Annotated in this window: 25 protein-coding genes, 3 rRNA genes and 1 riboswitch; all 28 genes read right to left on the bottom strand. The window is 29.7% G+C overall.

Annotated elements, in window-relative coordinates; all coding sequences use genetic code 11:
* Positions 1–328 (bottom strand): 16S ribosomal RNA (locus ABHC41_RS14165); the annotation flags it as partial.
* A gap of 204 nt (positions 329–532) precedes the next feature.
* Entirely contained in the window at positions 533–1,123 is a 591-nt protein-coding gene (locus ABHC41_RS14160; protein WP_195238808.1) for a bifunctional precorrin-2 dehydrogenase/sirohydrochlorin ferrochelatase, read from the bottom strand.
* 112 nt (positions 1,124–1,235) lie between these two features.
* Positions 1,236–2,213 (bottom strand): porphobilinogen synthase, encoded by a 978-nt coding sequence (hemB, locus tag ABHC41_RS14155; protein WP_092922243.1) that lies wholly within the window; start codon positions 2,211–2,213, stop codon positions 1,236–1,238.
* Positions 2,214–2,261: 48 nt separating this feature from the next.
* Entirely contained in the window at positions 2,262–3,770 is a 1,509-nt protein-coding gene (gene cobA, locus ABHC41_RS14150) for a uroporphyrinogen-III C-methyltransferase (protein WP_166506048.1), read from the bottom strand.
* The gene (hemC, locus tag ABHC41_RS14145) at positions 3,760–4,665 is read right to left on the bottom strand and encodes a hydroxymethylbilane synthase (RefSeq protein WP_195238807.1); all 906 of its coding nucleotides are present in this window, start codon (positions 4,663–4,665) and stop codon (positions 3,760–3,762) included. Before hemC ends, cobA begins: the two co-directional genes overlap by 11 nt.
* Before the next feature lie 29 nt (positions 4,666–4,694).
* Positions 4,695–5,414, bottom strand: a complete 720-nt coding sequence (locus ABHC41_RS14140) for a cobalt-factor II C(20)-methyltransferase (RefSeq protein ID WP_092922234.1) — start codon at positions 5,412–5,414, stop codon at positions 4,695–4,697.
* Between the two features lie 21 nt (positions 5,415–5,435).
* On the bottom strand, positions 5,436–6,236 hold the full coding sequence (locus ABHC41_RS14135; protein ID WP_092922231.1) for a sirohydrochlorin cobaltochelatase: 801 nt from the start codon (positions 6,234–6,236) through the stop codon (positions 5,436–5,438).
* Between the two features lie 18 nt (positions 6,237–6,254).
* Positions 6,255–7,007: a precorrin-6A reductase gene (gene cobK / locus ABHC41_RS14130; protein ID WP_092922228.1), complete on the bottom strand. Its 753-nt coding sequence runs from the start codon at positions 7,005–7,007 to the stop codon at positions 6,255–6,257.
* Positions 7,004–7,729 (bottom strand): precorrin-3B C(17)-methyltransferase, encoded by a 726-nt coding sequence (gene cobJ / locus ABHC41_RS14125; RefSeq protein ID WP_271894414.1) that lies wholly within the window; start codon positions 7,727–7,729, stop codon positions 7,004–7,006. Before cobJ ends, cobK begins: the two co-directional genes overlap by 4 nt.
* On the bottom strand, positions 7,726–8,850 hold the full coding sequence (cbiG, locus tag ABHC41_RS14120; protein ID WP_271959438.1) for a cobalt-precorrin 5A hydrolase: 1,125 nt from the start codon (positions 8,848–8,850) through the stop codon (positions 7,726–7,728). The genes cobJ and cbiG overlap by 4 nt, the downstream gene beginning before the upstream one ends.
* A complete protein-coding gene (locus ABHC41_RS14115; protein WP_271894410.1) occupies positions 8,834–9,589 on the bottom strand; it encodes a cobalt-precorrin-4 methyltransferase in 756 nt (251 codons plus the stop codon). Before ABHC41_RS14115 ends, cbiG begins: the two co-directional genes overlap by 17 nt.
* Before the next feature lies 1 nt (position 9,590).
* On the bottom strand, positions 9,591–10,151 hold the full coding sequence (locus ABHC41_RS14110) for a decarboxylating cobalt-precorrin-6B (C(15))-methyltransferase (protein WP_271894407.1): 561 nt from the start codon (positions 10,149–10,151) through the stop codon (positions 9,591–9,593).
* On the bottom strand, positions 10,148–10,765 hold the full coding sequence (locus tag ABHC41_RS14105) for a cobalt-precorrin-7 (C(5))-methyltransferase (RefSeq protein WP_166506055.1): 618 nt from the start codon (positions 10,763–10,765) through the stop codon (positions 10,148–10,150). Before ABHC41_RS14105 ends, ABHC41_RS14110 begins: the two co-directional genes overlap by 4 nt.
* The gene (cbiD, locus tag ABHC41_RS14100) at positions 10,762–11,910 is read right to left on the bottom strand and encodes a cobalt-precorrin-5B (C(1))-methyltransferase CbiD (protein WP_166506056.1); all 1,149 of its coding nucleotides are present in this window, start codon (positions 11,908–11,910) and stop codon (positions 10,762–10,764) included. Before cbiD ends, ABHC41_RS14105 begins: the two co-directional genes overlap by 4 nt.
* Before the next feature lie 8 nt (positions 11,911–11,918).
* A complete protein-coding gene (locus ABHC41_RS14095) occupies positions 11,919–12,551 on the bottom strand; it encodes a cobalt-precorrin-8 methylmutase (RefSeq protein ID WP_166506057.1) in 633 nt (210 codons plus the stop codon).
* Positions 12,527–13,426: a cobalamin biosynthesis protein gene (locus ABHC41_RS14090; protein WP_271894403.1), complete on the bottom strand. Its 900-nt coding sequence runs from the start codon at positions 13,424–13,426 to the stop codon at positions 12,527–12,529. The genes ABHC41_RS14095 and ABHC41_RS14090 overlap by 25 nt, the downstream gene beginning before the upstream one ends.
* Position 13,427: 1 nt before the next feature.
* Complete coding sequence (locus tag ABHC41_RS14085) at positions 13,428–14,498, bottom strand: aminotransferase class I/II-fold pyridoxal phosphate-dependent enzyme (protein ID WP_092922201.1); 1,071 nt, start codon at positions 14,496–14,498, stop codon at positions 13,428–13,430.
* An 8-nt stretch (positions 14,499–14,506) separates the two neighbouring features.
* Positions 14,507–15,451: an adenosylcobinamide-phosphate synthase CbiB gene (gene cbiB / locus ABHC41_RS14080; protein WP_092922153.1), complete on the bottom strand. Its 945-nt coding sequence runs from the start codon at positions 15,449–15,451 to the stop codon at positions 14,507–14,509.
* A gap of 1 nt (position 15,452) precedes the next feature.
* The gene (locus tag ABHC41_RS14075) at positions 15,453–16,841 is read right to left on the bottom strand and encodes a cobyrinate a,c-diamide synthase (RefSeq protein ID WP_271894399.1); all 1,389 of its coding nucleotides are present in this window, start codon (positions 16,839–16,841) and stop codon (positions 15,453–15,455) included.
* Positions 16,842–16,877: 36 nt separating this feature from the next.
* On the bottom strand, positions 16,878–18,410 hold the full coding sequence (locus ABHC41_RS14070) for a cobyric acid synthase (RefSeq protein WP_271894397.1): 1,533 nt from the start codon (positions 18,408–18,410) through the stop codon (positions 16,878–16,880).
* A 396-nt stretch (positions 18,411–18,806) separates the two neighbouring features.
* Positions 18,807–18,982: riboswitch (cobalamin riboswitch) on the bottom strand.
* A gap of 4 nt (positions 18,983–18,986) precedes the next feature.
* Positions 18,987–19,595, bottom strand: coding sequence for a histidine phosphatase family protein (locus tag ABHC41_RS14065; RefSeq protein ID WP_271894394.1), 609 nt, complete (start codon positions 19,593–19,595; stop codon positions 18,987–18,989).
* Between the two features lie 22 nt (positions 19,596–19,617).
* A complete protein-coding gene (cobS, locus tag ABHC41_RS14060) occupies positions 19,618–20,376 on the bottom strand; it encodes an adenosylcobinamide-GDP ribazoletransferase (RefSeq protein ID WP_271894391.1) in 759 nt (252 codons plus the stop codon).
* Positions 20,377–20,378: 2 nt separating this feature from the next.
* The gene (gene cobU, locus ABHC41_RS14055) at positions 20,379–20,939 is read right to left on the bottom strand and encodes a bifunctional adenosylcobinamide kinase/adenosylcobinamide-phosphate guanylyltransferase (protein ID WP_092922138.1); all 561 of its coding nucleotides are present in this window, start codon (positions 20,937–20,939) and stop codon (positions 20,379–20,381) included.
* 22 nt (positions 20,940–20,961) lie between these two features.
* Entirely contained in the window at positions 20,962–22,008 is a 1,047-nt protein-coding gene (gene cobT, locus ABHC41_RS14050; protein WP_092922135.1) for a nicotinate-nucleotide--dimethylbenzimidazole phosphoribosyltransferase, read from the bottom strand.
* A gap of 169 nt (positions 22,009–22,177) precedes the next feature.
* Positions 22,178–23,473 (bottom strand): glutamate-1-semialdehyde 2,1-aminomutase, encoded by a 1,296-nt coding sequence (gene hemL / locus ABHC41_RS14045; protein ID WP_166506063.1) that lies wholly within the window; start codon positions 23,471–23,473, stop codon positions 22,178–22,180.
* A gap of 18 nt (positions 23,474–23,491) precedes the next feature.
* Positions 23,492–24,727 carry a glutamyl-tRNA reductase gene (gene hemA / locus ABHC41_RS14040; RefSeq protein WP_166506064.1) on the bottom strand — a complete coding sequence of 412 codons (1,236 nt, stop codon included), beginning with the start codon at positions 24,725–24,727 and terminating at the stop codon, positions 23,492–23,494.
* 112 nt (positions 24,728–24,839) lie between these two features.
* Positions 24,840–24,956 (bottom strand): 5S ribosomal RNA (gene rrf / locus ABHC41_RS14035).
* 59 nt (positions 24,957–25,015) lie between these two features.
* Positions 25,016–25,094: ribosomal RNA gene (locus ABHC41_RS14030) — 23S ribosomal RNA — on the bottom strand; the annotation flags it as partial.

The following is a 25,094-nucleotide window of genomic DNA, read 5'->3' as shown; positions in this document are numbered from 1 at the left end:
GAGTTTGGACCGTGTCTCAGTTCCAATGTGGCCGATCACCCTCTCAGGTCGGCTACTGATCGTCGCCTTGGTAAGCCGTTACCTTACCAACTAGCTAATCAGACGCGGGTCCATCCTGTACCGCAAAAACTTTGATAAGAAAGCCATGCGACTTTCTCATGTTATCTCGTATTAGCATACCTTTCGGTATGTTATCCGTGTGTACAGGGCAGGTTACCCACGCGTTACTCACCCGTCCGCCGCTCTTTACCGAAGTAAATCGCTCGACTTGCATGTGTTAGGCACGCCGCCAGCGTTCATCCTGAGCCAGGATCAAACTCTCAAATAAAAGTTGTTACCTGCTCAGACTATCATTATCTGAATATCTGGCTTGGTTTGTTTTCGATTCTTTTAAGAATCATTAGTTATATAAATTAACCTACTGTTTAATTTTCAAAGTTCATTTTCGTTTTGCCCTTTTCTTAAGGACAAGTAATACTATATCACCATAATTTTGTATCGTCAACACTTTTTTAAAAGTTTTTTATTATTTTTATTTTTGATATTCTATTTTTAGTTCTCTAAGTTCTGCTAAATCTAGATTTATCAATGCTTTAAGTTTTTTTCTTCTTAATGAAACGTCTTCATATTTTTTTATTATTTCTTTTCTTAATTCGCCTAATATATCTATATATTCTTCATAACTATCATCATATTTTTCTTCTAATTCTTTTTTTATTTTAGAAGATAGTGAGGGACTTTTACCTCCTGTCGATATACTTATAAGCAAATCTCCTCTTTTTACATATGAAGGAACAGTAAAATTAGATAATTCTATATCATCTACTACATTAACTAGTTTACCATTTTCTCTACAATATATACCTATTTTTCTATTAACTTCTTTATTATTTGTAGCTGCAACTACTATAAAACTATCTTTTAAGTATTCTTCTTTATATTCATCATTAACAATTTCTAGTTTATCTTTTAATTCTCCAAATTTATTTATGTAATCTTTAGATATAACTTTCACTGTTTTGCCAAAGGCTAAAAAGTTTTTGCACTTTCTATATGCAACTTCTCCACCTCCTATAACAGTTATCTTTATATCACTTATATCTATATTTATTGGATAAAGCATACTGGTTTCTCCTTATTTTACTCTTATTTTATTATGTATAATAATCTAGATAATTTATTGACTATGTATATTAAAAAGGAGCAACAAAAGTTACTCCTTTTTGTGTATATATTTATCTATTTTCTTTAATCATCTTAGCTAAATCTTTTGCAAAGTAAGTTATTATTATATCTGCACCGGCTCTTTTTATAGACATAACAGATTCATAAATAGCTCCTTCACTTAATATTCCATTTTTAACAGCTGATTTAAGCATTGCATACTCTCCACTAACATTATATGCCGCAAGTGGTAGGTTGTAATTATCTTTGACTCTTCTTATTACATCTAAATAAGATAATGCAGGCTTAACCATTAATATATCTGCACCTTCTAGTACATCAAGTTCAGCTTCTATTAATGCTTCATTACTATTTGCTGGATCCATTTGGTATGTTTTTCTATCACCAAATGATGGTGCAGAGTTAGCAGCTTCTCTAAATGGTCCATAGAATGTAGATGCATACTTAACACTATAAGACATTATTGGTATATGTACAAATCCTTCTTTATCTAAAGCCTCTCTTAAGGCTTTTATTCTACCATCCATCATATCAGATGGCGAGATTATATCAGCACCTGCTTTTGCATGACTTACTGCTATTTTAGATAAGTATTCTAATGTTATATCATTATCTACGTATCCAGTTTCTGTTAATATTCCGCAGTGACCATGGCTAGTGTATTCACACATACATACATCAGTAACTACATTCATATTACTGTCTATTTCTTTTATTTTTCTAATAGCCCTTTGAATTATACCATTGTCATTATATGCTTCTTTTCCATGAGGATCTTTTTCATGGTCATGAGGTATACCAAATAATATTACATGTTCTATTCCTAATTCTTTTAATTCCTTTATCTCCTCTTCTAGCATATCTAGTGAAAAATGATATACATCTGGTAAAGATGATATTTCTCTTTTTATATTTTCACCTTCTACTACAAATAGAGGATATATAAAATCTTCAACATTTAACTTAGTCTCTCTAACTAAATTTCTTGTAGCTTTATTTACTCTTAGTCTTCTAGGTCTTCTTAACATTTTGTCGCCTCCATAAATATATAAATAACTACACATCAATTATAATACTTATTTATCTTCTATAATAGTGCTAATCATTCCATCTATAGTTGAAACTTCTGCTTCTTTATACAGGTTTAAACCTAATTCTTTAATCGTCTGTGTTGTTATAGGTCCTATAGATATAACTTTTATATTATTTAATTTATCTATATTCTCTTCACCTATTATTTCTACAAAATTCTTTACTGTAGATGAGCTAGCAAAAGTTATATAATCAGCATTATCTTGATCTAATAGTTCTAAAACTTCATCTTTTCTTGTAGAATCTACTACTGTTTCATATGTATGTATTTCTTTGACTTCACAAATTTCACCTATTTTATCAACTAGATAATCTCTAGCATTTTTCGCTCTAGGCATTAATACTTTATCTGTTGATTTTAACATTGGTTTTAATTCTTCAAATAAGTACTCTGCTACAAACTTTTCTGGAACTATATCTGCTTTTATTCCTCTATTTTTTATCTCTTTAGCTGTAGCACTTCCTATAGCACATACTTTTAAATTTGCTAGAGCTCTACTATCAAGCCCCATTTCATCTAATTTATCAAAGAATATGTCTACTCCATTTTTACTTGTTAAAACTAAGTATGTATAATCTTTAATGTTATTTATTTCATTTTCTAGTTCTATATTATTTTCTATTTTATCTATTTTTATAGTTGGTATCTCTATAGGATTACCACCTAAGTCACTTATTTTTTCTACTAGTGAACTACTTTGTGTTCTTGACCTAGTCACTATTACACGTTTACTGAATAGTGGCTTATTTTCAAAGAAGTTTAACTTATCTCTAAGTCCTACTACCTCTCCAACAACTATAAGCGTCGGTGGTTTCACACCTTCCTTTATTGCTGTTTCATATACATTTTCTAAGGTAGATATTACTACTCTTTGATTATATCTAGTTGCCCAACTTATAAGAGCAACAGGAGTATCTTTAGACTTTCCTTCTTTTATTAAGTTAGAACTTATTTTTTGTAAGTTCGCAACTCCCATTAAAAATACTAGTGTTCCATTGGTATTTGCTAAAGCATTCCAGTTTATTTCTGGATTTTCTTTATCATCTTCTCTTAAATGACCTGTTATTACATGGAAAGAAGATGCATAATCTCTATGAGTTATAGGTATACCTGCATAGCATAATCCACCTATAGCAGAAGTTATTCCTGGAACAACTTCAAACTCTATTCCTTCTTCTCTTAGAAGTTCTCCTTCTTCTCCACCTCTACCAAATACATATGGGTCTCCACCCTTGAGTCTAGTTACTATTTTCCCTTCTTTTGCTTTATCTGCTATAACTCTATTTATATCCTCTTGTGGAAGAGTATGATTGCTTGATGCTTTTCCTACATATATAAATTCGCAGTTAGGCTTAGCTTCTTTTAAATAGTTCTCATTTGCTAATCTATCATATACTATAACGTCTGCTTTTTGTACACATTCTAGACCTTTTAATGTTAGTAATTTATAATCTCCAGGTCCTGCACCTACAAGATAAACTTTACCCTTCATATTTTTCATACTCCTTTAAAACTAATTTAGCTAATTCTTTACCTAACTCTCTTGGGGAATTTTTATCTCCTTCTATTGATTTGATGATTAATTTTTTACCTTCTTCATCACCAAATAATCCAGTAAGCTTTATACTATCCTCATTTACTTCACAATAAGCTCCCATAGGAATATGACAGCTTCCATCAACACCATCTAAAAAGCCTCTTTCTGCACTAACTTGAAGTTCGGTTAATTCGTCTCGTAACGAGTTTATCACTACTTCTACTTGATAATTATCTTCTCTTATCTCTATTGCTAATGCCCCTTGTGCAGGTGCTGGCACTACTACGTCTGTTGGTAAATAGCAGCTGATTTTTTCTTCTAATCCAACCCTTAATATTCCAGATGCAGCTAAAACAACACCGTCTAAATTCTCATCAGTTATTTTTCTTATCCTAGTATCTACATTCCCTCTTATTGGAACTATATTTAAATCAGGTCTATGTTTTAATAATTGATATTTTCTTCTTTTACTTCCAGTTCCTATAGTTGCTCCTTGAGGTAAGTCTTCTATACTAGAGTAACCTTCTTTTAATATAAGTACATCTCTTGGATCTTCCCTTTTAGGTATCCCTGCAAACTTTAATCCATTAGGTAAAGATGATGGCATATCTTTCATACTATGAACAGCCATATCTATTTCCCCATCTATTAGTTGTTGCTCTATTTCTTTAACGAATAGGCCTTTATCACCTATTTTATCTAGACTAACGTTTTGTATTATATCACCTTTAGTTTTTATTATTTTAACTTCGAATTCAACACTAGGGTTCTTTTCTTTTAGCTTATCTATTACCCAATTAGTTTGAGTAACTGCTAATTTACTTCCTCTCGTTCCAACAATTATCTTCATAACTAAAATCTCCTTTAGATGTTACAATGTTATCCTACTTGAGCTTCCTTTTTAACTTCTTTATTAACTAATATAGTTGAGAAGTAAGATATCTTTTCTTCAAGATTAACTTCTCTTAAGTTATAGTATACCACTTCTCTATCTTGAGATGAATTACTTACTAATATAGCATGTTCTATAAGACCATTCTTTTCTAGCTTAGCTACTATTTCTTTAAAGTTTTTATATACTTTCATTAATACTATAGAGCTATAATTTTCTAATGCATAATCTATTTTTTCTTCTTCTATCGTGCATGGTATTATTATTAATGGCTCTCTATCCATTACTAATGGGAAATTTTGGTTTGATGCTATATTAGAGAATGAAGATATCCCTGGTATAGTTTCAACATCTATATTTCCTATAAGTCTTTCCATTATATATACATACGTACTATATATCATTGGATCCCCTAATGTTACAAATCCAACATTTTTACCTTCTTTAACATCCTCAACTATCTCATCAGCTATTTTATTCCAAGCCACTATCTTTTCTCCATCATTGAAGTTCATTGGGAAGTGTCTTGATTTTATTTCTAATTCTTTTGGTAGATACTTACTTACTATTGATAAAGCTAAACTTTCCCCGCCTTTTTTAGCTTCTGGTGTATATAATATATCTAACTTTTCTAAAGTTTCGACTGCTTTTATTGTTAATAATGAGCTATCTCCAGGTCCTGTACCTATTCCATAAAATTTTGCCATCTTCAATCTCCTCCTAGTTAATTAACAAATTTGTCCTAATTCATTTATTTTTTCTACACAATCATTTGCATGATTCATAAATTTATCTTGTATATATGGATTTTCCCCTAACCCTTGTAAATGAACTTTTACTTCAAATCCAAAGTTTTCTAGTACATTTTTCCATGAATCTTCTTCATCTCCTGCCATATCATTTATAGCATGGTCTCCTGCTACTAACATAAAAGGCATTAAATTAACTGTTTTTATATTATCTTCTTTTAATCTTTTTATAACATTATCTATTTCTGGATATCCTTCAACAGTTCCAACGTAAGCATTTATTCCTGCATCTCTCATCATGTATTCTAATGCTGGGTATGATGCATGTGACTCGTGGAATGTTCCATGTCCCATAAATACAACAGCTTCATCTTTTTTCATTTGAGGTATTTGATGCTTTATTGCTTCTACTGTTTCCTTGTAATCTTCTATATATGTAAGTAATGGTCTACCTAAAACAATTTTCTTAAATTTATCTTGATAGCTATCTACTTGTTCTTTTAATTTAGTAAATTCTTCACCACATATTATATGAAGTGTTTGAACTATAACGTCTTCATATCCTTCTTCATATAATCTATCTAAAGCTTGAATTGGATTTTCAATTTCTATTCCATCTCTATTTTTTAATTTCCTTATTATCATGTTAGAAGTAAATGCTCTAAAGAAGTCATATCCTTCTAATCCATTTTTTATTTTATTTTCACAAGCTTCTATTGTCTTTTCTCTCGTTTCTTTGTAAGAAGTCCCAAAACTCACTACTAAAACTGCTTTCTTCATACTAATCCCACCTTGAATTTATTTTATATAGTCTTCTACTTCGTCTATGCTATTTACAACATACGGATAATCTATTTTTTCTCTAGATACAATTACTACAGGTATATTAAGTGATTCACAAGCATCTACTTTCTCTAAGAAACCACCTGCTACACCACTTTCTTTAGTTATCACAATATCTATATCATAATGTTTATAAAATTCTTCATTTATACTTTGGCTAAAAGGACCTCTCATAGCTATTATATTATCTGCATTTAACCCTAATTTTTCACAACTTAATATCACTTCACTTGTAGGAAGTACTCTAACTATTAAATTTCTATCTGGTATAAGCTCAACTATTTCTGGTAAATGCTTACTACCTGTTCCTATAAATATGTTATTTCCTTTTTTTCTTGCTACTTCACAAGCATCTTTTATACTGCTTACTATGTATTTATTTTCATAAGTAATATCATCTATTAAAGATTTTCTCTCATATCTTATATAGTCTATCTTTGTTTCCTCAACACACTCAATAGCATTTTTAGATACTTCTATAGCATATGGGTGTGTGGCATCTATAATTTTAGTTATGTTATTTCTTTGTATGAAATCTATCATATCTTCTTTTGACAGCCTTCCATTTATAACATTTTTTGCTTTCTTTCTTGCAAGATCCTCTCCGTAATTAGTTGTTACGGAAAGTGTATATTCTAGGTTCTCATATTTATTAAGTCTGTCACATATTTCTATACTGTCTGATGTTCCACCTAAAACTAATATCATATATTGTAACCTCTTGGAGTTATCATTAAATCTTCATGTATAAATGTTGATTTGTTCCCTATTATAACCATAGTAGTCATATCAACTCTTTCAAAATCCATAGTATCAAATGTACATATAAACTTTTCTTCCTTCTCTCTTCCTACATCCTTAACTATTCCGACTGGAGTTTTTCCATCTTTAAATTCTCCCATTATTTCAAAGGCTCTAGCTAAATGTTCACTTCTACCTTTGCTTCTTGGGTTATATAGACATATTGCAAAATCTGCCTCAGCTGCTAATCTTAGTCTTTTTTCTATAACTTCCCATGGAGTTAATAAATCACTTAAGCTTATGTGACAGAAATCGTGCATTATAGGAGCTCCAAGTATTGCTGCTGCACCTATACTTGCAGTTACTCCAGGTATAACCTTAACTTCTATATTTTGTTCTTCTTTAGATACAAGTTCTAATATTAATCCTGCCATTCCATATATTCCTGCATCCCCACTACTTATAACCGCAACCTTTTTACCAGTCTTAGCTATTTCTACAGCTTCCTTACATCTATCTATTTCTTGTCTCATTCCATTTTGTACTACTTCTTTTCCTTCGATAAGGTCTGTTATTAAGTTTATATAAGTTTTATAGCCTACTATAACTTCAGAATCCTTTATTGCATTTATGCATTGCATAGTCATTAATTCTTTACTTCCAGGTCCTATACCTATAACGTATATCATTTTGACACTCTCCCTACAGAAATTGTTATTCCTTTATATTTATGTTTTTCTATTATTAAATTTCCTTCACTTAGCAGATATGCTACTGGTTCAGAAACACAGTACACTCCTACATTCTTTTTTACAAATTCAGATTTTCCAAATAGATGGTCTACCTTAGATATTTCATCAACTGAAAAAGTTATAAATGGCACCGATAGACTCGATGCTAAATCTATTATGGCTTTTTCATCACTTTTTACATCTATACTTCCAATCTCTTTGATTGAGTTAATATCAATATTATATTTATGTAACAAATCGTTTAAAGACTCTTGTAACAGACTACTTTCTGTATTTCTTCTACATCCAATGCCTATTACTATTTCCTTTGGCACTACCTTTATAATATTGTTTTCTCTATGTTTTTTTCTTAGTACTTTTTCATCTAAATCGCTCTGTTTTTTGTTTTCTAAATAGTAATCTAGAAAGTTGTTTTTGCTACTTACAATGACTATTTTTTCTAGATTATCTACATTTTCAAAATTAGTTAATATCTTAAATCCTCTAGTATCTACTTCATAATTTCCATCGATATATAACCCAACTTCTTGATTGTTGACTAACATAGCATTTACATCTTTGACGTTTTCTCTAAAATCATCTATATGAGCATCTAATTTTTTAGCAATCATGTCTAAAGATGATTTTTTATTTACATCTGTTGCTGTAGTTATAACAGGATTAGCTCCTATTAGTTCACTTATATGGCTGGTCATTTCATTAGCTCCACCCATATGACCACTTAGTAAGCTTATAATGTTTTGTCCTTTTTCATCGCTTACTAATATAGCAGGATCGCTAAATTTGCTATTTATATAAGGAGCTATAACTCTTACCACTATGCCTGTAGCCATTAAAAACATAATATATTGATATTCTTCAAATAAACTAGGAACTAAATTACTAAGCTTATCCTCTACTAAGAATACATTATCTTTTTCTTCACCTATCTTAAAATTATTCTTCTTATTTCTTACTAGATATACATCTCCATTATTAAGTTTGGATTGTATTTCAAGTGCTAGATTCTTTCCATTTTCAGTTATACAAACTATGGCTATTTTATTTTCTATACTCATGTTTGAAGTCCTTATCATATAACTTCGAATTGTTATATTCTTTACCTAAAAATTGCCCTACTAATATTAAAGCAGTCTTTCTTATATCATTTTCTTTTACTTTTTTAGCTATGTCTTGTAATGTTCCTTTTACTATCTTTTCGTCTGACCAAGTAGCTTTATAAACAACAGCTATTGGAGTATCCATTGGATATCCACCTTCATGAAGTCTTTCTACTACTTTCTCTATATCTTGTACTGATAAGAATATAGCCATAGAAGTTTGATGCTTAGCAAAAGACTCTATTGATTCTTTTTCAGGTACTGGAGTTCTTCCTTCCATTCTTGTTATCACTACACTTTGAGATATTTCTGGAACTGTGTATTCAACTCCTAAAGCTGATGCTGCTCCTAAGAATGAACTAACTCCTGGTGTACAATCATAATCTATATCTAATTTAAATAATTCTTCAACTTGTTCTCTTATTGACCCATATATAGAGAAGTCTCCTGTTTGTAGTCTTACTACAGATTTTCCTTCTCTAACTCCCTTTTCCATTACTTCTATAATTTGATGTAAATCCATATGAGCACTATTATGTATCTCACAACCTTCTTTACAGTATTCTAAAAGTTCTGGATTAACTAATGAACCTGCATATATTACTACATCTGCATTACTTAAAAGCTTATATCCTTTTAAAGTTATTAATTCCTTATCTCCTGGTCCTGCTCCTACGAAATGTATTTTATTTAACATATTAGTCTCTCCCCTTCTCACAAGATATTATATAGATTGGATTTAGAGGTTTAAAATATTCTCCTCTTCCTAGTTTTTCTAGCTTAGCTACATTTAAAACTGAAACATCTATATTTTCAAATCCATACTCTCTTAATAATCTTAAAGTTTCATTAAATGTATCTACTATTATAAAATTTGCTACAAGTCTTCCACCTTCTACTAACATATCCTTAGACCAAGTTAGTATTTCCTCTAGTTTATTGCCTGTTCCTCCTAAAAATATAGCATCCACTTTTCCTTCTATATCTATAGGTGCATATGCTTTAATTACTTCTACATTATCTAACTCAAACTTCTCTACATTTTTATTTATTAAATCTATAGCATCATCGTTTCTTTCTATAGAAATAACTTCTAGATTTGTATAATGGTATGCAGCTTCTATACTTACACTGCCTGTTCCTGCTCCTACATCTATAAATCTTTTAGCATTTGCTAAGTCTAGTTTAATTATAGATACTGCTCTAACTTCTTCTTTTGTTATAGGAACTTTTCCTGTTATAAACTCACTGTTTTTCATATGCAATCTCCACCTTCTAGTATTACAACTACGCACATATCAAAGTTTTCTACTTTTAAAATTTCTTCTGGTTTTCCTATTGTAATTCTTTCATTTTCATAGGATAGATTTTCTCCTACTACAACTGTTTTATCTAGATTTCTTTTTATTATTTCTTTACATATTTCTTTAGGACCAATTATTTTATCAGTAACCATACATACCTTCTTGTGAGAAAGTACATAATCAAAGTCTGGTACTTTTCCATGGCTACTAGTTATATATAGGTCGTTCATATCAACATATATTTTTGAAAATATATATTGAAGCGAACTAATTCCTGATACTATATTTAATTTATTAGTGTCTATATTTTTAGAAAGATATCTTCCTATTCCATACATCAATGGATCACCTGATGCTATAACAGATATTTGTTTATCTTTATTATTATTTATATAATCCACTATCTCTTTTAAATTTGATGCTAACTCTATCTTTTCTCCTTCAAAATCTTTTATCGATTCTAAATTCCTTCTTCCTCCAATTACAACATCAGAGTTTTTAATTAATTTCTCACCTAATCTAGTTATATAATCAGTATTCCCTGGCCCTAACCCTATGACATTTATCATCTAAATACCTCCACTAGATTATCTGTATTATCTGATTTACCTAGTAATGTCTTGTCCATAGAAAACATAATAACCTCTACGTCCATATCATCATCACATAGATATTGTTTAATTTTATGCTTACATTTGTTACTTACCAAATTGTAAAAGCTTTTGTACTCACTATTATTTATAAGTTCAACGGCTTCTTCAGCAGTAAGACACTCACTTATCTTTTCTAAAAATTCATATGGAGCTTTCATTAATGCTAGATTAGATACTAATATTTCACTTCTCGCATCAGCTACTTTACTATGTGTGTTAAATATACCAGCTGATATTTTTATAAATTTTCCTATATGACCTGCCATAAGTATTTTCTTATAACCCATTCTCTGGGCTTCTTTTAGCATATATCCTATAAAGTTACTAGTTCTTATTACATATTTCATATCTAATCCCAAATTTTCTCTTATGAACTGTTCTCCATGATTTCCTGGTACTAGAATTATCTTATCTAATCCTTGTTCTCTTTTCATTTGTAGTTCTATAGACAAAGATTTTTTCCATCCTTCATCACTCATAGGTTCTACTATGCCTGTAGTTCCTATGATAGATATACCTCCAACTATTCCAAGCCTTGGATTAAATGTCTTTTTTGCTACATCTTCTCCTTTTGGTGCAAATATGGTAATCTTTAAAGATTTATTTTTACCTATAACTTTACTTATATCTTCACCAACTACTTTTCTTAACTCACTATGTATCATTTTCATAGGAGTTGGATTAATTGCTGGCTTTCCAACCTCAACACTCAATCCTTTTTTAGTTACTACTCCAATACCTACTCCTCCACACACAACTATATCTTCATTATCTTCTCTATTGATGATTTCAGCTCTAGCGTGAATATGCATAGTATGTGTAGCATCAATATCATCTCCACCATCTTTTTCTGTAGAACATTCGACGTAATCATCATTAATATCTATATTAAATACATTCAATGTCAATGGTATGCCTTTTGGAGTATCTATATTTACAGTATCTATACTCTTTTTAGTTAATAGCATGTATGTTGCAGCTTTTGATGCTCCTGTAGCACAAGAACCTGTTGTGTATCCTCTTCTATACTTTTTACCTTCTATATATACATACTCTTCCATAATATTACCTACATAGTGTATAAAATAGCATTAACTATAGCTGCTGCTAAGTTACTTCCACCTTTTCTTCCTTTTGATATGATGTATGGTATATCTGTTTTTTCTAATTCATCTTTTGACTCTGCTGCTCCAACAAATCCAACTGGAACACCTATTACAGCATCTACTTCAAGTTCTTTTGCATCTCTCATTTCCATTACTTTATATAAAGCTGTTGGCGCATTTCCAAGCACAAATATTTTTCTTCCTGAATCCTTTGCTGCTATCTCAACAGCTGCCATCGAACGAGTTATTCCTTTTTCCTTAGCTAGTTTTGCAGTTTCTTCTTCTGCCACTAAGCATCTATATTTACAACCTAATGCCTCTAATCTTCTTTTATTTATTCCACTTAAAGCCATATTAGTATCCGTATATATAGTTGCATTGTTTTTTAAAGCATCTACTATATTTTCTACTGCTGTATCCGATATTTTTAATATATCTAAATATTCAAAGTCTGCTGTTGTATGTATACAACGCTTTATTATTTTTTCTTCTACTTCATTTTTGTACTCATACCCTGGTCTTATTTCATCTATTATTTCTTGTATCATTATGAAGCTTTTTTCTTCTATCATCATAGGATTTTTGATATATTCCATGGTGGTTCCCTCCTAATTCCTCCGTCTATAATATCTAGAGTATAAATTTTATTGTATGTTTTATGTATTTTATTGGTTTTTAAAATATCTATCAATTTATTATCATTCATATAATTGTCTACGATAATACCTATTACAGTTCCACTATGAGCAATGTTTACACCATAGGCACCATAATTTTGCGAAATATTTATTATCTCTTTTAATCCTTCTTTTGGGTCTATATTTTCATTGGCTAAGCTACTTAAAGTACATGCTTTTCCGATATTACTTAAATCATTATTTTTTATACCGCCTTCTAAAAGGTAAAATGATTCTTTTATAATATCTTGATTTTTTAGTTTTATATTTCTATAGTTAGGGTTACTTCTTATTTTTATAGTATCTAACGTCTTGTTAGGCTCTAGTATTATTACTCTGCAATCTTTTATACTTCCTAGATTTTTTACTATTTCACCACTAAGTGGGTTAAATATGCAGTTGTTTTCTATGTATGTAGAATCTGTTGGTTCTATAGTAGATGCAAGTTTTGATATTTCTTCACTAGTTAAATTTCTTCCTATCAAATCTAGAGTAGCTACTATAGTAGCTCCTATATCTGCTGTTGAACTAGCCATACCTTTACCTACCGGTATATCACTTTTTATAGTTAAAGAAATATTTTTACTATCTTTGATAGGCAAGTTAAATTTCTTAAAAACAGCTTCTATAGCCTTTCTAGATTTACTAGGACCTACATTGACTTTACCTAGCTTTTCTTCAATCATTGCTACTGAATACATATCTATGGCATATGAGCTAAGATACTCTTCTCCATCTACCATACCTTGAACAAACTCTCCACATGATGCTGGACAAAATCCATAATATTTCATGCTAATCACCTAATAAGTTTTTCATATTCTCTATAAGAATTTTATTATCATCATGAGATTTAATTGCAACTCTTATATATCTATCATCTAATCCGATAAAATTCGATGCATCTCTGATAAGAATTTTACTTCTTCTTAATAATTCGACTTTTATTTCATTTGCCCTTCTATTGTTCAGTTTAATTAATAAAAAATTTGTATCAGTATCATAAACTGATATATTTTCTATACTTCTTAATTCTTTTAACATATATTTTCGTTCTTCTATATAATAGTTTTTGCTATCTTCTATATACTCTTTATCCCTGAATATATATTTAGATAAAGTATCTGCAAATGCATTTATAGTCCACGGTTCTTTATAATGATAAATTTTATTTATTATATCTTTATTGCTCGTAATACCGTATCCCAATCTTAATCCAGGCATTCCAAAGAATTTAGTTACTGCTTTGATTATAAATAGATTATCGTAACTTTTTATATTATTTACTAAACTATAAATTTCTTCTTTTTCTGCAAATTCCATAAAAGTTTCATCAACTATTAAAAATTTATTATTTTGTTTCAATATGTTTAGTAACTCATTTAATTCTTGTGCTTTCCCATTTGGATTATTAGGATTACATATAAATAAGCTATCAAACTTATCTAAATTATTTTTAATTTCTTCTATATCTATTAAAAATTGATTTTCTTCATTTAAATTTAAATCTATAACTTCTAATCCATTTAATTTTGCACTTCTTCTATATTCTGAAAACGTAGGGTTTAATATTGCCAGTCTTTTGCCTATAGCTTTCATTAATAAATAGATTACCTCTGTAGCACCATTTCCAGGTATTATATATTCACTTTGAATATTTAGATAATTACCTATATTTTTTCTTAAGTTGGTATAATTTATATCTGGATAGCTCCTACTTTCTTCTAAGCCTTCTAGTATATACTTATCTAAATCTTTTATAATCTTTGGATTTACATTAGAACTAAAATCTATTATCTCTTTTGGATCTATATTATAATTTTTTCCTATTTGTTCTACATTTGCTCCATGTCCTAAGTCTTTCATAAATCCCCCTATAGTAATATAAATATTATTGTAAATACAATCATTGAAGTTATAGATGAAGCATACATTATTTTATTTGTTCTAACTATATCTTCTACCTCTATTTCTCTATGTTTATCTCCTATTGTAGGCTTATAGACAGCTTTTCCAAAATAAATATTTGTACCACCTAACTGTACTCCCAAAGCTCCTGCAACAGCACCTTCAGCATAAGCACAATTTGGACTTTTGTGATTTTTTCTATCTCTTATACCGATTTTTAAAGCTTCTTTACAGTTATGTCCTACTAATAAGCTTCCTATAGACATAAGTAGTACAGATATCCTAGCTGGTATAAAGTTAGCTATATCATCAATCTTAGCTGATGCAAATCCTAAATCTTTGTACTTTTCATTTTTATAGCCTACTGTTGAATCCAAAGTATTGATTGCTTTATATGCCATAGCAAGTGGAGCTCCACCTATAAATGCATAAAACATAGGTGCAATTATTCCATCTACAGTATTTTCAGCAACAGTTTCTACAGTTGCCCTTATTATTTCACCTTCATTTAGTTGAGTAGTGTCTCTTCCTACTATATAAGATACTTGTATTCTTGCTTTTTCTATATCTCCTGTTTTTAATACATTATATATTTTGACAGCTTCATCTTTTAAACATTTTGTAGCTAATGTGGTATATATCAGTATTGAATTTGTTACTAAAAATCCTCCTGGTATAAAGCTACTTAGTTTTATTATTAAATAAGTAACTAAATATGTTATCCCGACTACTATAAACCATAAGAAAAATCCACCTGTTTTTAAAGCTTTATCACTCTTAGCTTTTTTTCTTATTATACTTTCGGTCTTCTTTATTAATTTACCAATATATCTAACTGGGTGAGGAAATGAATATGGGTCTCCTACTATTAAGTCTATTATGTATCCTATATAAATAGATAATATATTCATATTAATTGTTTCCTCTTTCTAAATAGTCTTTACATCCACTATTTAAGAAATTTTTTATACAATCTAAGTTATTGTAAAAATGAGTATGTAAATATGTTGCTAAAGTTTTATCTTTGCTATATCCACCTTCCCATTCATCTACCACTTTTTTATCTCTTTCTTTTCTCATTATATAGGCACATTCCTCATTAGTTTCAAATATAGAATGGTGGAATTCATGTCCTTTTATAATCTCACCTTTTTTAGATAAGATTGTATCTTTTTTGGACTCTCCATAACAATATCCAAATCTCTTTAATGATTTTGTCATCTTACTAACTCCATTAAATATTCCTACCATATCATATTCATTATTATTTTGGTCTATTAATTTTTCTCCTAGATACATAAGTCCACCACATTCAGCATATATAGGAATTTTATTTGTATGAGCTTCTTTTATAGAACTTCTCATACTTTTATTTGATTCTATTTCTTTTGCAAATATTTCTGGAAACCCTCCACCTATATATATGTAATCTGATTGTGGTACTTTTTCATCTTCTAGTGGACTAAAGTATTTTATATTTAGCCCTAGTTCTTTTAATAATTCTATATTTTCTTTGTAGTAGAAATTAAATGCTTTATCATAGGCTATAGCTATAGTTTTATCTTTTATCTTATTTTCTTTTATAAAGTCTTTTAACTCAAAATTACTACAAACTTCTTCTGTTTCAGCTATTTCTATTATTCTATCTATATTTATATATTTTTCTATTTCATCTGCTAAATTACTAAATTTATTTTTTAGTGAATCAATTTCTACGCTTGGAACTAAACCTAAGTGTCTTGACTCTAATGAAAATTCATCATTAGGTGGGAAGTATCCTAAGACCTCTATCCCACAATATGTTTCAATTGCTTTTTTAATTATTTCGTAGTGAGTCTTAGTTTTTACGTTGTTTACTATTACACCTTTTATGTCTACATCTTTATCAAGTTCCTTGTATCCAAGTACCATGGCTGCACTAGATGCTGCCATAGCTTTTCCATTTATAACTAATATAACTGGTGCTTTTAATATCTTCGATGTATGAGAACTTGTACAATTATCTAAGTCTATTCCTATTCCATCATAAAGACCCATAACACCTTCAATCACTGATATATCTGCATCTTTAGATGCAGAATTAAATACATACTTAATTTTTTCATCATCTAGCATATATGAATCTAGGTTTCTGGAGTCTCTACCTGTTATAAATGTATGATATGATGGATCTATATAATCCGGTCCAACTTTATATGGTTGAACCTTCATACTTCTTTTTGTAAGTGCTTGCATTATACCTAAAGATATTGTTGTTTTTCCTACTCCACTATTAGTTCCTGCGATTAAGATTTTTTTCATATATTTCACCTAACCATCATTTTATTTTTGTATTGTTTATATTTCTTCTTCATGTTCTTCCATTATTTTATATATCTTCTCTATATCTAAATGTTCTCTTAGTAAATCAGCTAGTTTATCATATTCATTTTGCTTAAAGGCTTCGAAAGAAGTTACTTTAGTGTCTATTCTTTCAAGGCCTTTTTCTTCTCTGATATTATTTAATAGAGCTCTAGTAAAATCTATTTCATCAAATATTCCATGTAAATAAGTTCCTACTACATTACCTTCTTTATTTACACTTCCTTCTAGGTAGCTTACGTCTTCTCCTAATTTATTGTTTATTTCATTTAGGTTATATACTTCTTTACCTATATCACTTATTCCCATATGAATTTCATAACCTTTTACTTTCATTCCTGATAAGTTTGCTAAATATCCATTTAAATTTTTACATATAGTGGCATTCACTTGTGTAGTTGTTTTTTCTTTTTCAAATGTAGTTTCTATATCTAAAAGTCCTATACCATCTATTTCTTCAATTTCGCCTTCTACATGGTAAGGGTCTTTTAATTTCTTGCCTAACATTTGATATCCACCACATATCCCAAATACTAACTTTCCTTTTTTCTGTAAATCTTTTATTTGTTCCTCTAGACCACTTTCCCTTATATACTTAAGGTCATCTATAGTACTTTTACTTCCAGGAAGTATTATCATATCTGGATTTGAAAGAGTCTCTCCATAATCAACATACCTAATACTCACATCTTCTTGAGTCTCAAATATATTAAAATCTGTGAAATTAGACATATGAGGTGTTCTAATTATCTCAATATGTATATCACTCTTTTTCATTTTAGTTTTAAATCTAGTTGTTACACTGTCTTCATCTTCTATTTTTATATCACTATATGGCACTACTCCAAGGACAGGAACCTTTATTATTTCTTCAAGCATTTTTATGCCATCATATAAAAGTTCTTTTCTTCCTCTAAATTTATTTATTATTACACCTTTGACTCTTTTTCTTTCCTCTTCACTTAGTAAAAGCATCGTACCTGCTAGTGATGCGAAAACTCCACCTCTATCGATATCCCCCACTATTATTACAGGAGCATCTGCGATTTCTGCCATACCCATATTAGCAATGTCATGTTCTCTTAAGTTTATTTCTGCTGTACTACCTGCCCCCTCCATAACAACAACATCATAGTTCTCACTAAACTGATTAAATATAGTTTTAAGTTCTTTAGCAAGTATTGGCTTATAATCATGGTATTCTGATGATGATATATCATCTCTAACTTTACCCCTTACTATAACTTGGCATCTATGATTACCTGATGGTTTTAGAAGTACTGGATTCATATCTGCAATTGGCTCTATTCCACAAGCTTCCGCCTGAAATACTTGTGCTCTTCCCATTTCTAAACCTTCTTTTGTTATAAAAGAATTTAACGCCATATTTTGAGATTTAAATGGTGCTACACTATATCCATCTTGTTTGAAAATCCTACATAAACCAGCTGTTAATATACTTTTACCAACATTTGATGCTGTACCTTGTAACATTATCTTTTTTCCCATAAGATTCTCCTTATATTACTTAATTTGATTTCCTTATAATCAAAAAAGCCCTAACTCTTAAGAGTTAAGGCTTTTATTCTAATGCTAATATATTACTTGTTTCATATGTTTTGTAACATATCAAACTATATAGCATGTAACAAAATATAACTATTTAATCTTTACTATATACTTAAACTATATAATACTAAATCTTATTGTATTAATCTAAAATACACTTTATGTATTTATGATTAATATGTAGATTTCATAATAGATTTATTTATTATAATTTAAGTTTTAACAAAGTATAATTTATCTGCTAATATGCATATACTCTGATGTTTTATTATAGGTACATACTTTATAAGCGATAGTTATATTTTATCTGAATAAAAATCCCTCACCCCGGAGATTTTATAATTAATTAATTTAGGCAGGTATCCTGGCTCAATTTCATCCTACTCCTACTCCTTCCCATCCAAAGGACAGTGGCAAATTGTAGTTTCGTCAATATTACAGTAGCGGGGGCTGCAAAGGCTTTTAACCTTTTTCCCTATTAATCTTGTAGAACCTAAGTTAATATACTATTTGATTTTAATTATTTATAAAACTTGTGTTATTCATACTATCTATGACTGCAAATCCATCTTCTACTTCTAAAATACTTACTGATGCATTATCTATTTTAAAATTCCAATGGTATTTGTAGCTTCCTGATACTAAATAACTTATTATGTTCCTTATAGTTCCTCCATGAGAACATATAAGTATTGTTTTGCCTTTATCCATATTTATAATTTCTTTAACCTCATTTGATACTCTTATAAATGAATCAATAAGACTTTCACCATTTGGATATCTGTACTCATATCCTTTTTCTATCATCGAGTTAAATTCTTCTGGATAATTCTTTTTTATGTCATCAAAAGTAATCCCCTCAAAATCCCCAAAACTAATTTCTTTCAATGTTTCTTTTTCTATTATTTCTATCCCTTTTTTCTTTGCAACATCTTTTACAGTATCTTTTGTTCTTGAAGATGTTGTTGTGTATATCTTATCTATATGTATACCATCTAAGTATTTGGTTAATTTCTCTATTTGCTTAATTCCAACTTCACTAACTACACTGTCTATATGTCCTGATAATCTTTTACTTTGATTATCTATAGTCAATGCATGTCTTACTAAAACTAATTTAGTCATTATAGTATCACCTCTTTTAAGGTTACCCTATTATAAGATATATGTAAAGTAAATATATAACTTCTCCAAGTTCTATACTACACCCTAATATATCTCCTGTAACTCCATCAATTTTTTTGTATATATGATTTTTAAATAATTGATTAAATAAAATAACAACTATTATAGATGCTAATATAGGCAACGTTATTGAAGATTTAAATACAAATTTGGCTACTAATATAATCAATGCCATCGTATATAGTATTGCAGTTAAAAACATTGATGTAGTTGCTTTACCTATAAATAAGTTCCCCATTCCTTTCTCTCTTGGTGTAACAGTTTTATATGTTAATCTTATTACTCCAAGTCTACCTATAACAGGCATAAATATTATAGTCCACATTAAATTATTGTTTATTAAGCTATATATAAAACCTATCTTAAGTAAAATTAAAAATACTATAGCCAATAATGAATTTGTCCCAAGTCTTGAATCTTTCATTATTTCTAGCATTTTTTCCTTATCCCTATAACTATATATAGCATCAAATGTATCTCCCAATCCATCAATATGTAACCCCCCTGTCAATATAACAGAACCTAAGGTTACCAATATTGATGTTATAAATGGGTCAAATAATATGTTTGATACAGTACCAATTATAAATAATAAAATACCTAATACAAACCCTACCAATGGAAAGTATGTTATAGTTTTATGAAATTCATCATCAAATCCTACATCTATATTTATTGGTATTCTAGTCATAAACTGAAGTATTGATATAAATCTTTTCATAATTATCCCTTAATTTTCATAGGTATTGAACTAACTACAAAATAGACTTCGTCACTTTGGGCTGCTATTTGTTGATTTATTCTACCTACTATATCCGTATATACTCTACTAAGTTTATTAGCAGGAACTACTGCCATTCCTAATTCATTAGTAACAGCAACAAAATAAAGTTCTGTTTTTCTTATCTCTTCTATCAGTTTATTAACTTGATCTTTTATGTACTTTTCTAATTCATTTATCTCATCTTGTGTTGCATTTTCAATATCTATATCATGCGTAAACATTAAATTATTCACTAATAAAGTTACACAATCTAATATAACTGTTTTGTGAGATTTAGATATATCCTCAATTATAGAATATATATCCTTATATATTTCATATGTTTTCCAGTTTTGTGGTCTACTTTCCTTATGTTTTTTTACCCTATCTTTCATCTCATCATCAAAGGGTATCGATGTTGCAATATATGCAGTATTGTTATTTCTATCTTTACATAATTGTTCTGCAAAACTACTTTTTCCTGATCTTGCTCCACCAGTTACTAGTATAACTTTGCTCATACTTATCTCCTTATTGCTTTTTCTATCTTCCCATATCTATCTCATCAAATGTCGCCATATTTGTATATGTATAATTTGATGCTTCAATTATATTAAATGCAAGTGCTGCACCACTACCTTCTCCTAATCTCATATCCATATTTAATACAGTACTTAAATTTAGCATATCTAGTGCTTTTTGTGTACCTGGCTCTGCTGATGTATGAGATGCTATCATATATTCCCTAGTTATTGGATTTAGAGTGTAGGCTAAAAGAGCAGCTGCATAAGATATAAATCCATCTAATACAACAGGAACATTTCTAGCACTACATGCTAATATAACTCCTGCCATAGAACCTATCTCAAATCCGCCAACCTTCGATAATATATCTATAGCATCTTCTCTATTTGGCTTGTTTAGTTCTATAGCTTTTCTTATAGTATCAGCTTTATGCTTTATTCTATCTTTTTTAAGTCCAGCTCCCATTCCTGTAACTTCTGCTGGATCACATCCATCTATTACAGATATTATAGCACTACTTGGTGTAGTGTTACATATACCCATTTCACCTATTCCTATAAGCTTATAACCATTATCTATACACTCATTTGCTGCTTCTATCCCTATTTCTATGGATTTTATAGCTTCATCTCTACTCATTGCAGGTCCCTTAGCCATATTAGATGTAGATTTTCTTATCTTTTTATCAATCACACCATCTAGTTTATGGTCACAATTTATACCAACATCTATAGCTATTACATCTGCTCCTACAAATTTACTTATAACTCCTACTCCATTTAATCCTTTTGTAAAGTTCGGGAATTGAAGATAAGTTATACTTTGAGGATCCGGAGCTACACCTTCTTCATAAACACCATGATCTCCAGCAAATGCTATAATAGCTTTTTTAGATGTATCAAGCTCTTTTTTTCTATATATCCCAGCTAATTGCATACAAATTTCTTCCATCTTACCTAAACTTCCAACTGGCTTTATAAGTCTATCTAATCTTTTTTTAGCTTCATCCATAGATTCTCTATCTAGTGAATCTATATTATTTAATACATAATCTAGTGAATTCATATATATCATCTCGTTTCTTCGAAAATAATTTACCTAGCCAGTAAGGCTAGGTTTAGTGAAAAACCTCTCCAAAATTCATATATATTTTACATATAAATAAACTATTCTACATGGCATTTATATATCCTTCATATCATATGGTAAATTTTATCGAGATTTATATTTAGTTTTAAAGATTATGAGCTATTTTTAATGCCTCATAACTAGCATTTATAGTATAATCTATGTCCTCATTAGTATGAGCATTTGATAAGAACATTGCTTCAAACTGTGTAGGAGCTAAAAGAATTCCTCTTTTTAATAACTCTTCAAAATACTTATTAAACTTAGAAACATCACATCTTGTAACATCATCATAGTTTTCTATTGGTCCATGTGTAAAGAATAAACAAACTAATGAACCAGCTCTATTAACTGTGTAGTTAAGACCTAATTTTTCTATATTAGATTTTAATCCTTCTTCTAATCTTATAGCTTTTTCTTCTAACTCTTTATAGATTTGAGGATTATCTCTTAATATTTCTAAGTTCTTTTTACCCATATACATAGCTAGTGGGTTTCCTGATAATGTACCTGCTTGATATACTGGTCCAACTGGAGAAACCATACTCATTATTTCTTTAGTTCCACCATAAGCACCAACAGGAAGTCCTGCTCCTATTATTTTACCGAAACATACCATATCTGGCTTTATTCCAAAATATCCAACAGAGCTACTATAATTTAATCTAAATCCTGTTATAACTTCATCAAATATTAAAACACTTCCATATTCTTTAGTTATATCTCTTAATAATTGTAAGAACTCTTGCTTACCTGGAACTACACCCATGTTTCCTGCTACTGTTTCAACTATTACAGCGGCTATTTCATGTCCTTGAGTTTTAAATATTTCTCTTACTGCATCTAAATCATTGTATCTACAAACTAATGTATCTTTAACTACATCAGATGGAACTCCAGGGCTAGTTGGTACTCCATATGTTATTGTTCCTGAACCAGACTTAACTAATAAAGCATCTGAATGACCATGGTAGCAACCTTCAAACTTTAATATTTTATTTCTTTTTGTAAATCCTCTAGCTACTCTTAATGCACTCATAGTTGCCTCAGTCCCTGAATTTACCATACGTACTTGATCTATAGCTGGATATGCTTCTACTATTATCTTAGCCATTTCAACTTCTATAGCTGTTGGAACTCCATAGCTAGTTCCTCTAGATACAACTTCTTCAATTCCCTCTACTATTTCTTTTGGGCTATGACCTAGCATAAGTGGTCCCCAAGAGCATATATAATCTATATATTCATTTCCGTCAACATCATATATTCTACTTCCGTGTGCTCTATCTATAAATATTGGATCTAATCCTACTGATTTAAACGCTCTAACTGGGCTATTAACCCCTCCAGGTATATATTCTATTGCTTCTTCATATATCTTTGATGACTTTTCGTTTTTCATAGTCATGTCCTCCTTAGTTTATATTTCGAATAGTTCTTCTACCATTTTCATATATTCTTCTCTTTTGCCTTTATCCTTAGTTTGCTTTAAATTTATTATCGGTTCTCTTATAAGTCTCTTTAGGGCAGAAGTCATCATCTTTTCAATAATTTTTTTCTCCCTATTATCAAGATTGATCTTTCTAAAAATATAATCTAATGTATCTTCTCTTATTTCATCGCATCTTTCATTCAAAGATTCTATCGTAGGATCTATATTAGTTGAGTCTAGCCACTCTACAAATTCATCTATACTTTCATTTATCATTCCTAAGCCAATATTAGCTAACTCTTTTCTCTTTTGATCATTCTTATCATGTATTTGTTTTAAATCATCTATATCATAGAGTTCTACATTCTCTAACTTATTTATATCTGGATCTATATCTCTAGGAAGAGCTATATCCATCATATATATTTTTCTTTCAATCTTTGGCATTTCATCTGCCTTTATTATAATATGTGGAGATGCCGTTGCGCTTATTACCATATCAACATCATTTAACACTTTATATCTATCGTTATATTGTATAGGTACAATATTTTTATAATCATTTTCTATCTCTTTTATTTTCCCATGACTACGATTTGAAACATATATGGTATTAACTTTTCCTTCTTCTAAATGTTTCATTGTCAACTTACTCATCTTACCAATTCCTATAACTAGTGCATTTTTCCCCTCTAAATTGCCTAGTTTTTCTTCTAAGAATCTAACCCCTATGTAACTTATTGATAATGGCTGTTGTGATATTTTAGTTTTGGTTTTTATATCTTTAGAAACTGTGATAGCTTCCCTGAATAGCTTGTTGAATTTTTTCTTACTAGCTCCTAATTGCATAGAAAATTCATGTGCATCTCTGACTTGACCTAATATTTGATCTTCACCTAACACTATAGAATCTAAACCTGCAGAAACTTTGTATATATGCTCTATAGCATCTCTATCTTTTTTAGTGAATAAATACTGTTTAACTCCAGGTAAATTGAAAAATGATTCATAAAACTCTTCTACAATTTTTATTTTGTTTTCAATATTTTTTGATTGAATATATATTTCACTTCTATTACATGTAGATAGTATTATAATTTCTTCTATTTCTTTGTCTAATAAATAATTTATAGCTTCTATTTTTTGTATATCTGTAAAAGAAACTTTTTCTCTTATCTCTATGGGAGCTACATTATGATTAACTCCTATCACCCCTATATTCATAGACAACCTCCAAATCGTATGTAATATTTCTGTTCACTCTTTATAGTATACAACTACATGCATAATTTGTAAATTTTCATATAAATATATTTTTGAACGCAAAAAAAAGATTACGTGGCTACGTCTTACTCTCCCAGGAGGTCGCCCTCCAAGTACCATCAGCGCTAAAGAGCTTAACTTCTGTGTTCGGTATGGGAACAGGTGTATCCTCTTTGCTATAATAACCACATAATCTTTATCTTTTAGAGTTAATACTCTGAAAACTGTATATCATTTAGTTAATGATTTTTGGTCAAGTCCTCGACCTATTAGTATCGATAAGCTAAATACATTACTGCACTTACACCTTCGACCTATCAACCAGGTA

This window comes from Romboutsia sp. 1001216sp1 (assembly GCF_039841805.1).
Classification (GTDB): Bacteria; Bacillota; Clostridia; order Peptostreptococcales; family Peptostreptococcaceae; genus Romboutsia_C; species Romboutsia_C hominis.
The sequence above is the reverse complement of the archived record's forward strand: the minus strand, read 5'-3'. Positions and strand labels throughout refer to the sequence as shown.

Coding starts and splice junctions, on each gene's coding strand:
- ABHC41_RS14160 (WP_195238808.1), bottom strand. CDS start 1,123: ATGCTTTATCCAATAAATATAGATATAAGTGATATAAAGATAACTGTT.
- hemB (WP_092922243.1), bottom strand. CDS start 2,213: ATGTTAAGAAGACCTAGAAGACTAAGAGTAAATAAAGCTACAAGAAAT.
- cobA (WP_166506048.1), bottom strand. CDS start 3,770: ATGAAGGGTAAAGTTTATCTTGTAGGTGCAGGACCTGGAGATTATAAA.
- hemC (WP_195238807.1), bottom strand. CDS start 4,665: ATGAAGATAATTGTTGGAACGAGAGGAAGTAAATTAGCAGTTACTCAA.
- ABHC41_RS14140 (WP_092922234.1), bottom strand. CDS start 5,414: ATGGCAAAATTTTATGGAATAGGTACAGGACCTGGAGATAGCTCATTA.
- ABHC41_RS14135 (WP_092922231.1), bottom strand. CDS start 6,236: ATGAAGAAAGCAGTTTTAGTAGTGAGTTTTGGGACTTCTTACAAAGAA.
- cobK (WP_092922228.1), bottom strand. CDS start 7,007: ATGATATTAGTTTTAGGTGGAACATCAGACAGTATAGAAATATGTGAC.
- cobJ (WP_271894414.1), bottom strand. CDS start 7,729: ATGATATACGTTATAGGTATAGGACCTGGAAGTAAAGAATTAATGACT.
- cbiG (WP_271959438.1), bottom strand. CDS start 8,850: ATGAGTATAGAAAATAAAATAGCCATAGTTTGTATAACTGAAAATGGA.
- ABHC41_RS14115 (WP_271894410.1), bottom strand. CDS start 9,589: ATGTTAAATAAAATACATTTCGTAGGAGCAGGACCAGGAGATAAGGAA.
- ABHC41_RS14110 (WP_271894407.1), bottom strand. CDS start 10,151: ATGAAAAACAGTGAGTTTATAACAGGAAAAGTTCCTATAACAAAAGAA.
- ABHC41_RS14105 (WP_166506055.1), bottom strand. CDS start 10,765: ATGATAAATGTCATAGGGTTAGGGCCAGGGAATACTGATTATATAACT.
- cbiD (WP_166506056.1), bottom strand. CDS start 11,910: ATGGAAGAGTATGTATATATAGAAGGTAAAAAGTATAGAAGAGGATAC.
- ABHC41_RS14095 (WP_166506057.1), bottom strand. CDS start 12,551: ATGGAATATATCAAAAATCCTATGATGATAGAAGAAAAAAGCTTCATA.
- ABHC41_RS14090 (WP_271894403.1), bottom strand. CDS start 13,426: ATGAAATATTATGGATTTTGTCCAGCATCATGTGGAGAGTTTGTTCAA.
- ABHC41_RS14085 (WP_092922201.1), bottom strand. CDS start 14,498: ATGAAAGACTTAGGACATGGAGCAAATGTAGAACAAATAGGAAAAAAT.
- cbiB (WP_092922153.1), bottom strand. CDS start 15,451: ATGAATATATTATCTATTTATATAGGATACATAATAGACTTAATAGTA.
- ABHC41_RS14075 (WP_271894399.1), bottom strand. CDS start 16,841: ATGAAAAAAATCTTAATCGCAGGAACTAATAGTGGAGTAGGAAAAACA.
- ABHC41_RS14070 (WP_271894397.1), bottom strand. CDS start 18,410: ATGGGAAAAAAGATAATGTTACAAGGTACAGCATCAAATGTTGGTAAA.
- ABHC41_RS14065 (WP_271894394.1), bottom strand. CDS start 19,595: ATGACTAAATTAGTTTTAGTAAGACATGCATTGACTATAGATAATCAA.
- cobS (WP_271894391.1), bottom strand. CDS start 20,376: ATGAAAAGATTTATATCAATACTTCAGTTTATGACTAGAATACCAATA.
- cobU (WP_092922138.1), bottom strand. CDS start 20,939: ATGAGCAAAGTTATACTAGTAACTGGTGGAGCAAGATCAGGAAAAAGT.
- cobT (WP_092922135.1), bottom strand. CDS start 22,008: ATGAATTCACTAGATTATGTATTAAATAATATAGATTCACTAGATAGA.
- hemL (WP_166506063.1), bottom strand. CDS start 23,473: ATGAAAAACGAAAAGTCATCAAAGATATATGAAGAAGCAATAGAATAT.
- hemA (WP_166506064.1), bottom strand. CDS start 24,727: ATGAATATAGGGGTGATAGGAGTTAATCATAATGTAGCTCCCATAGAG.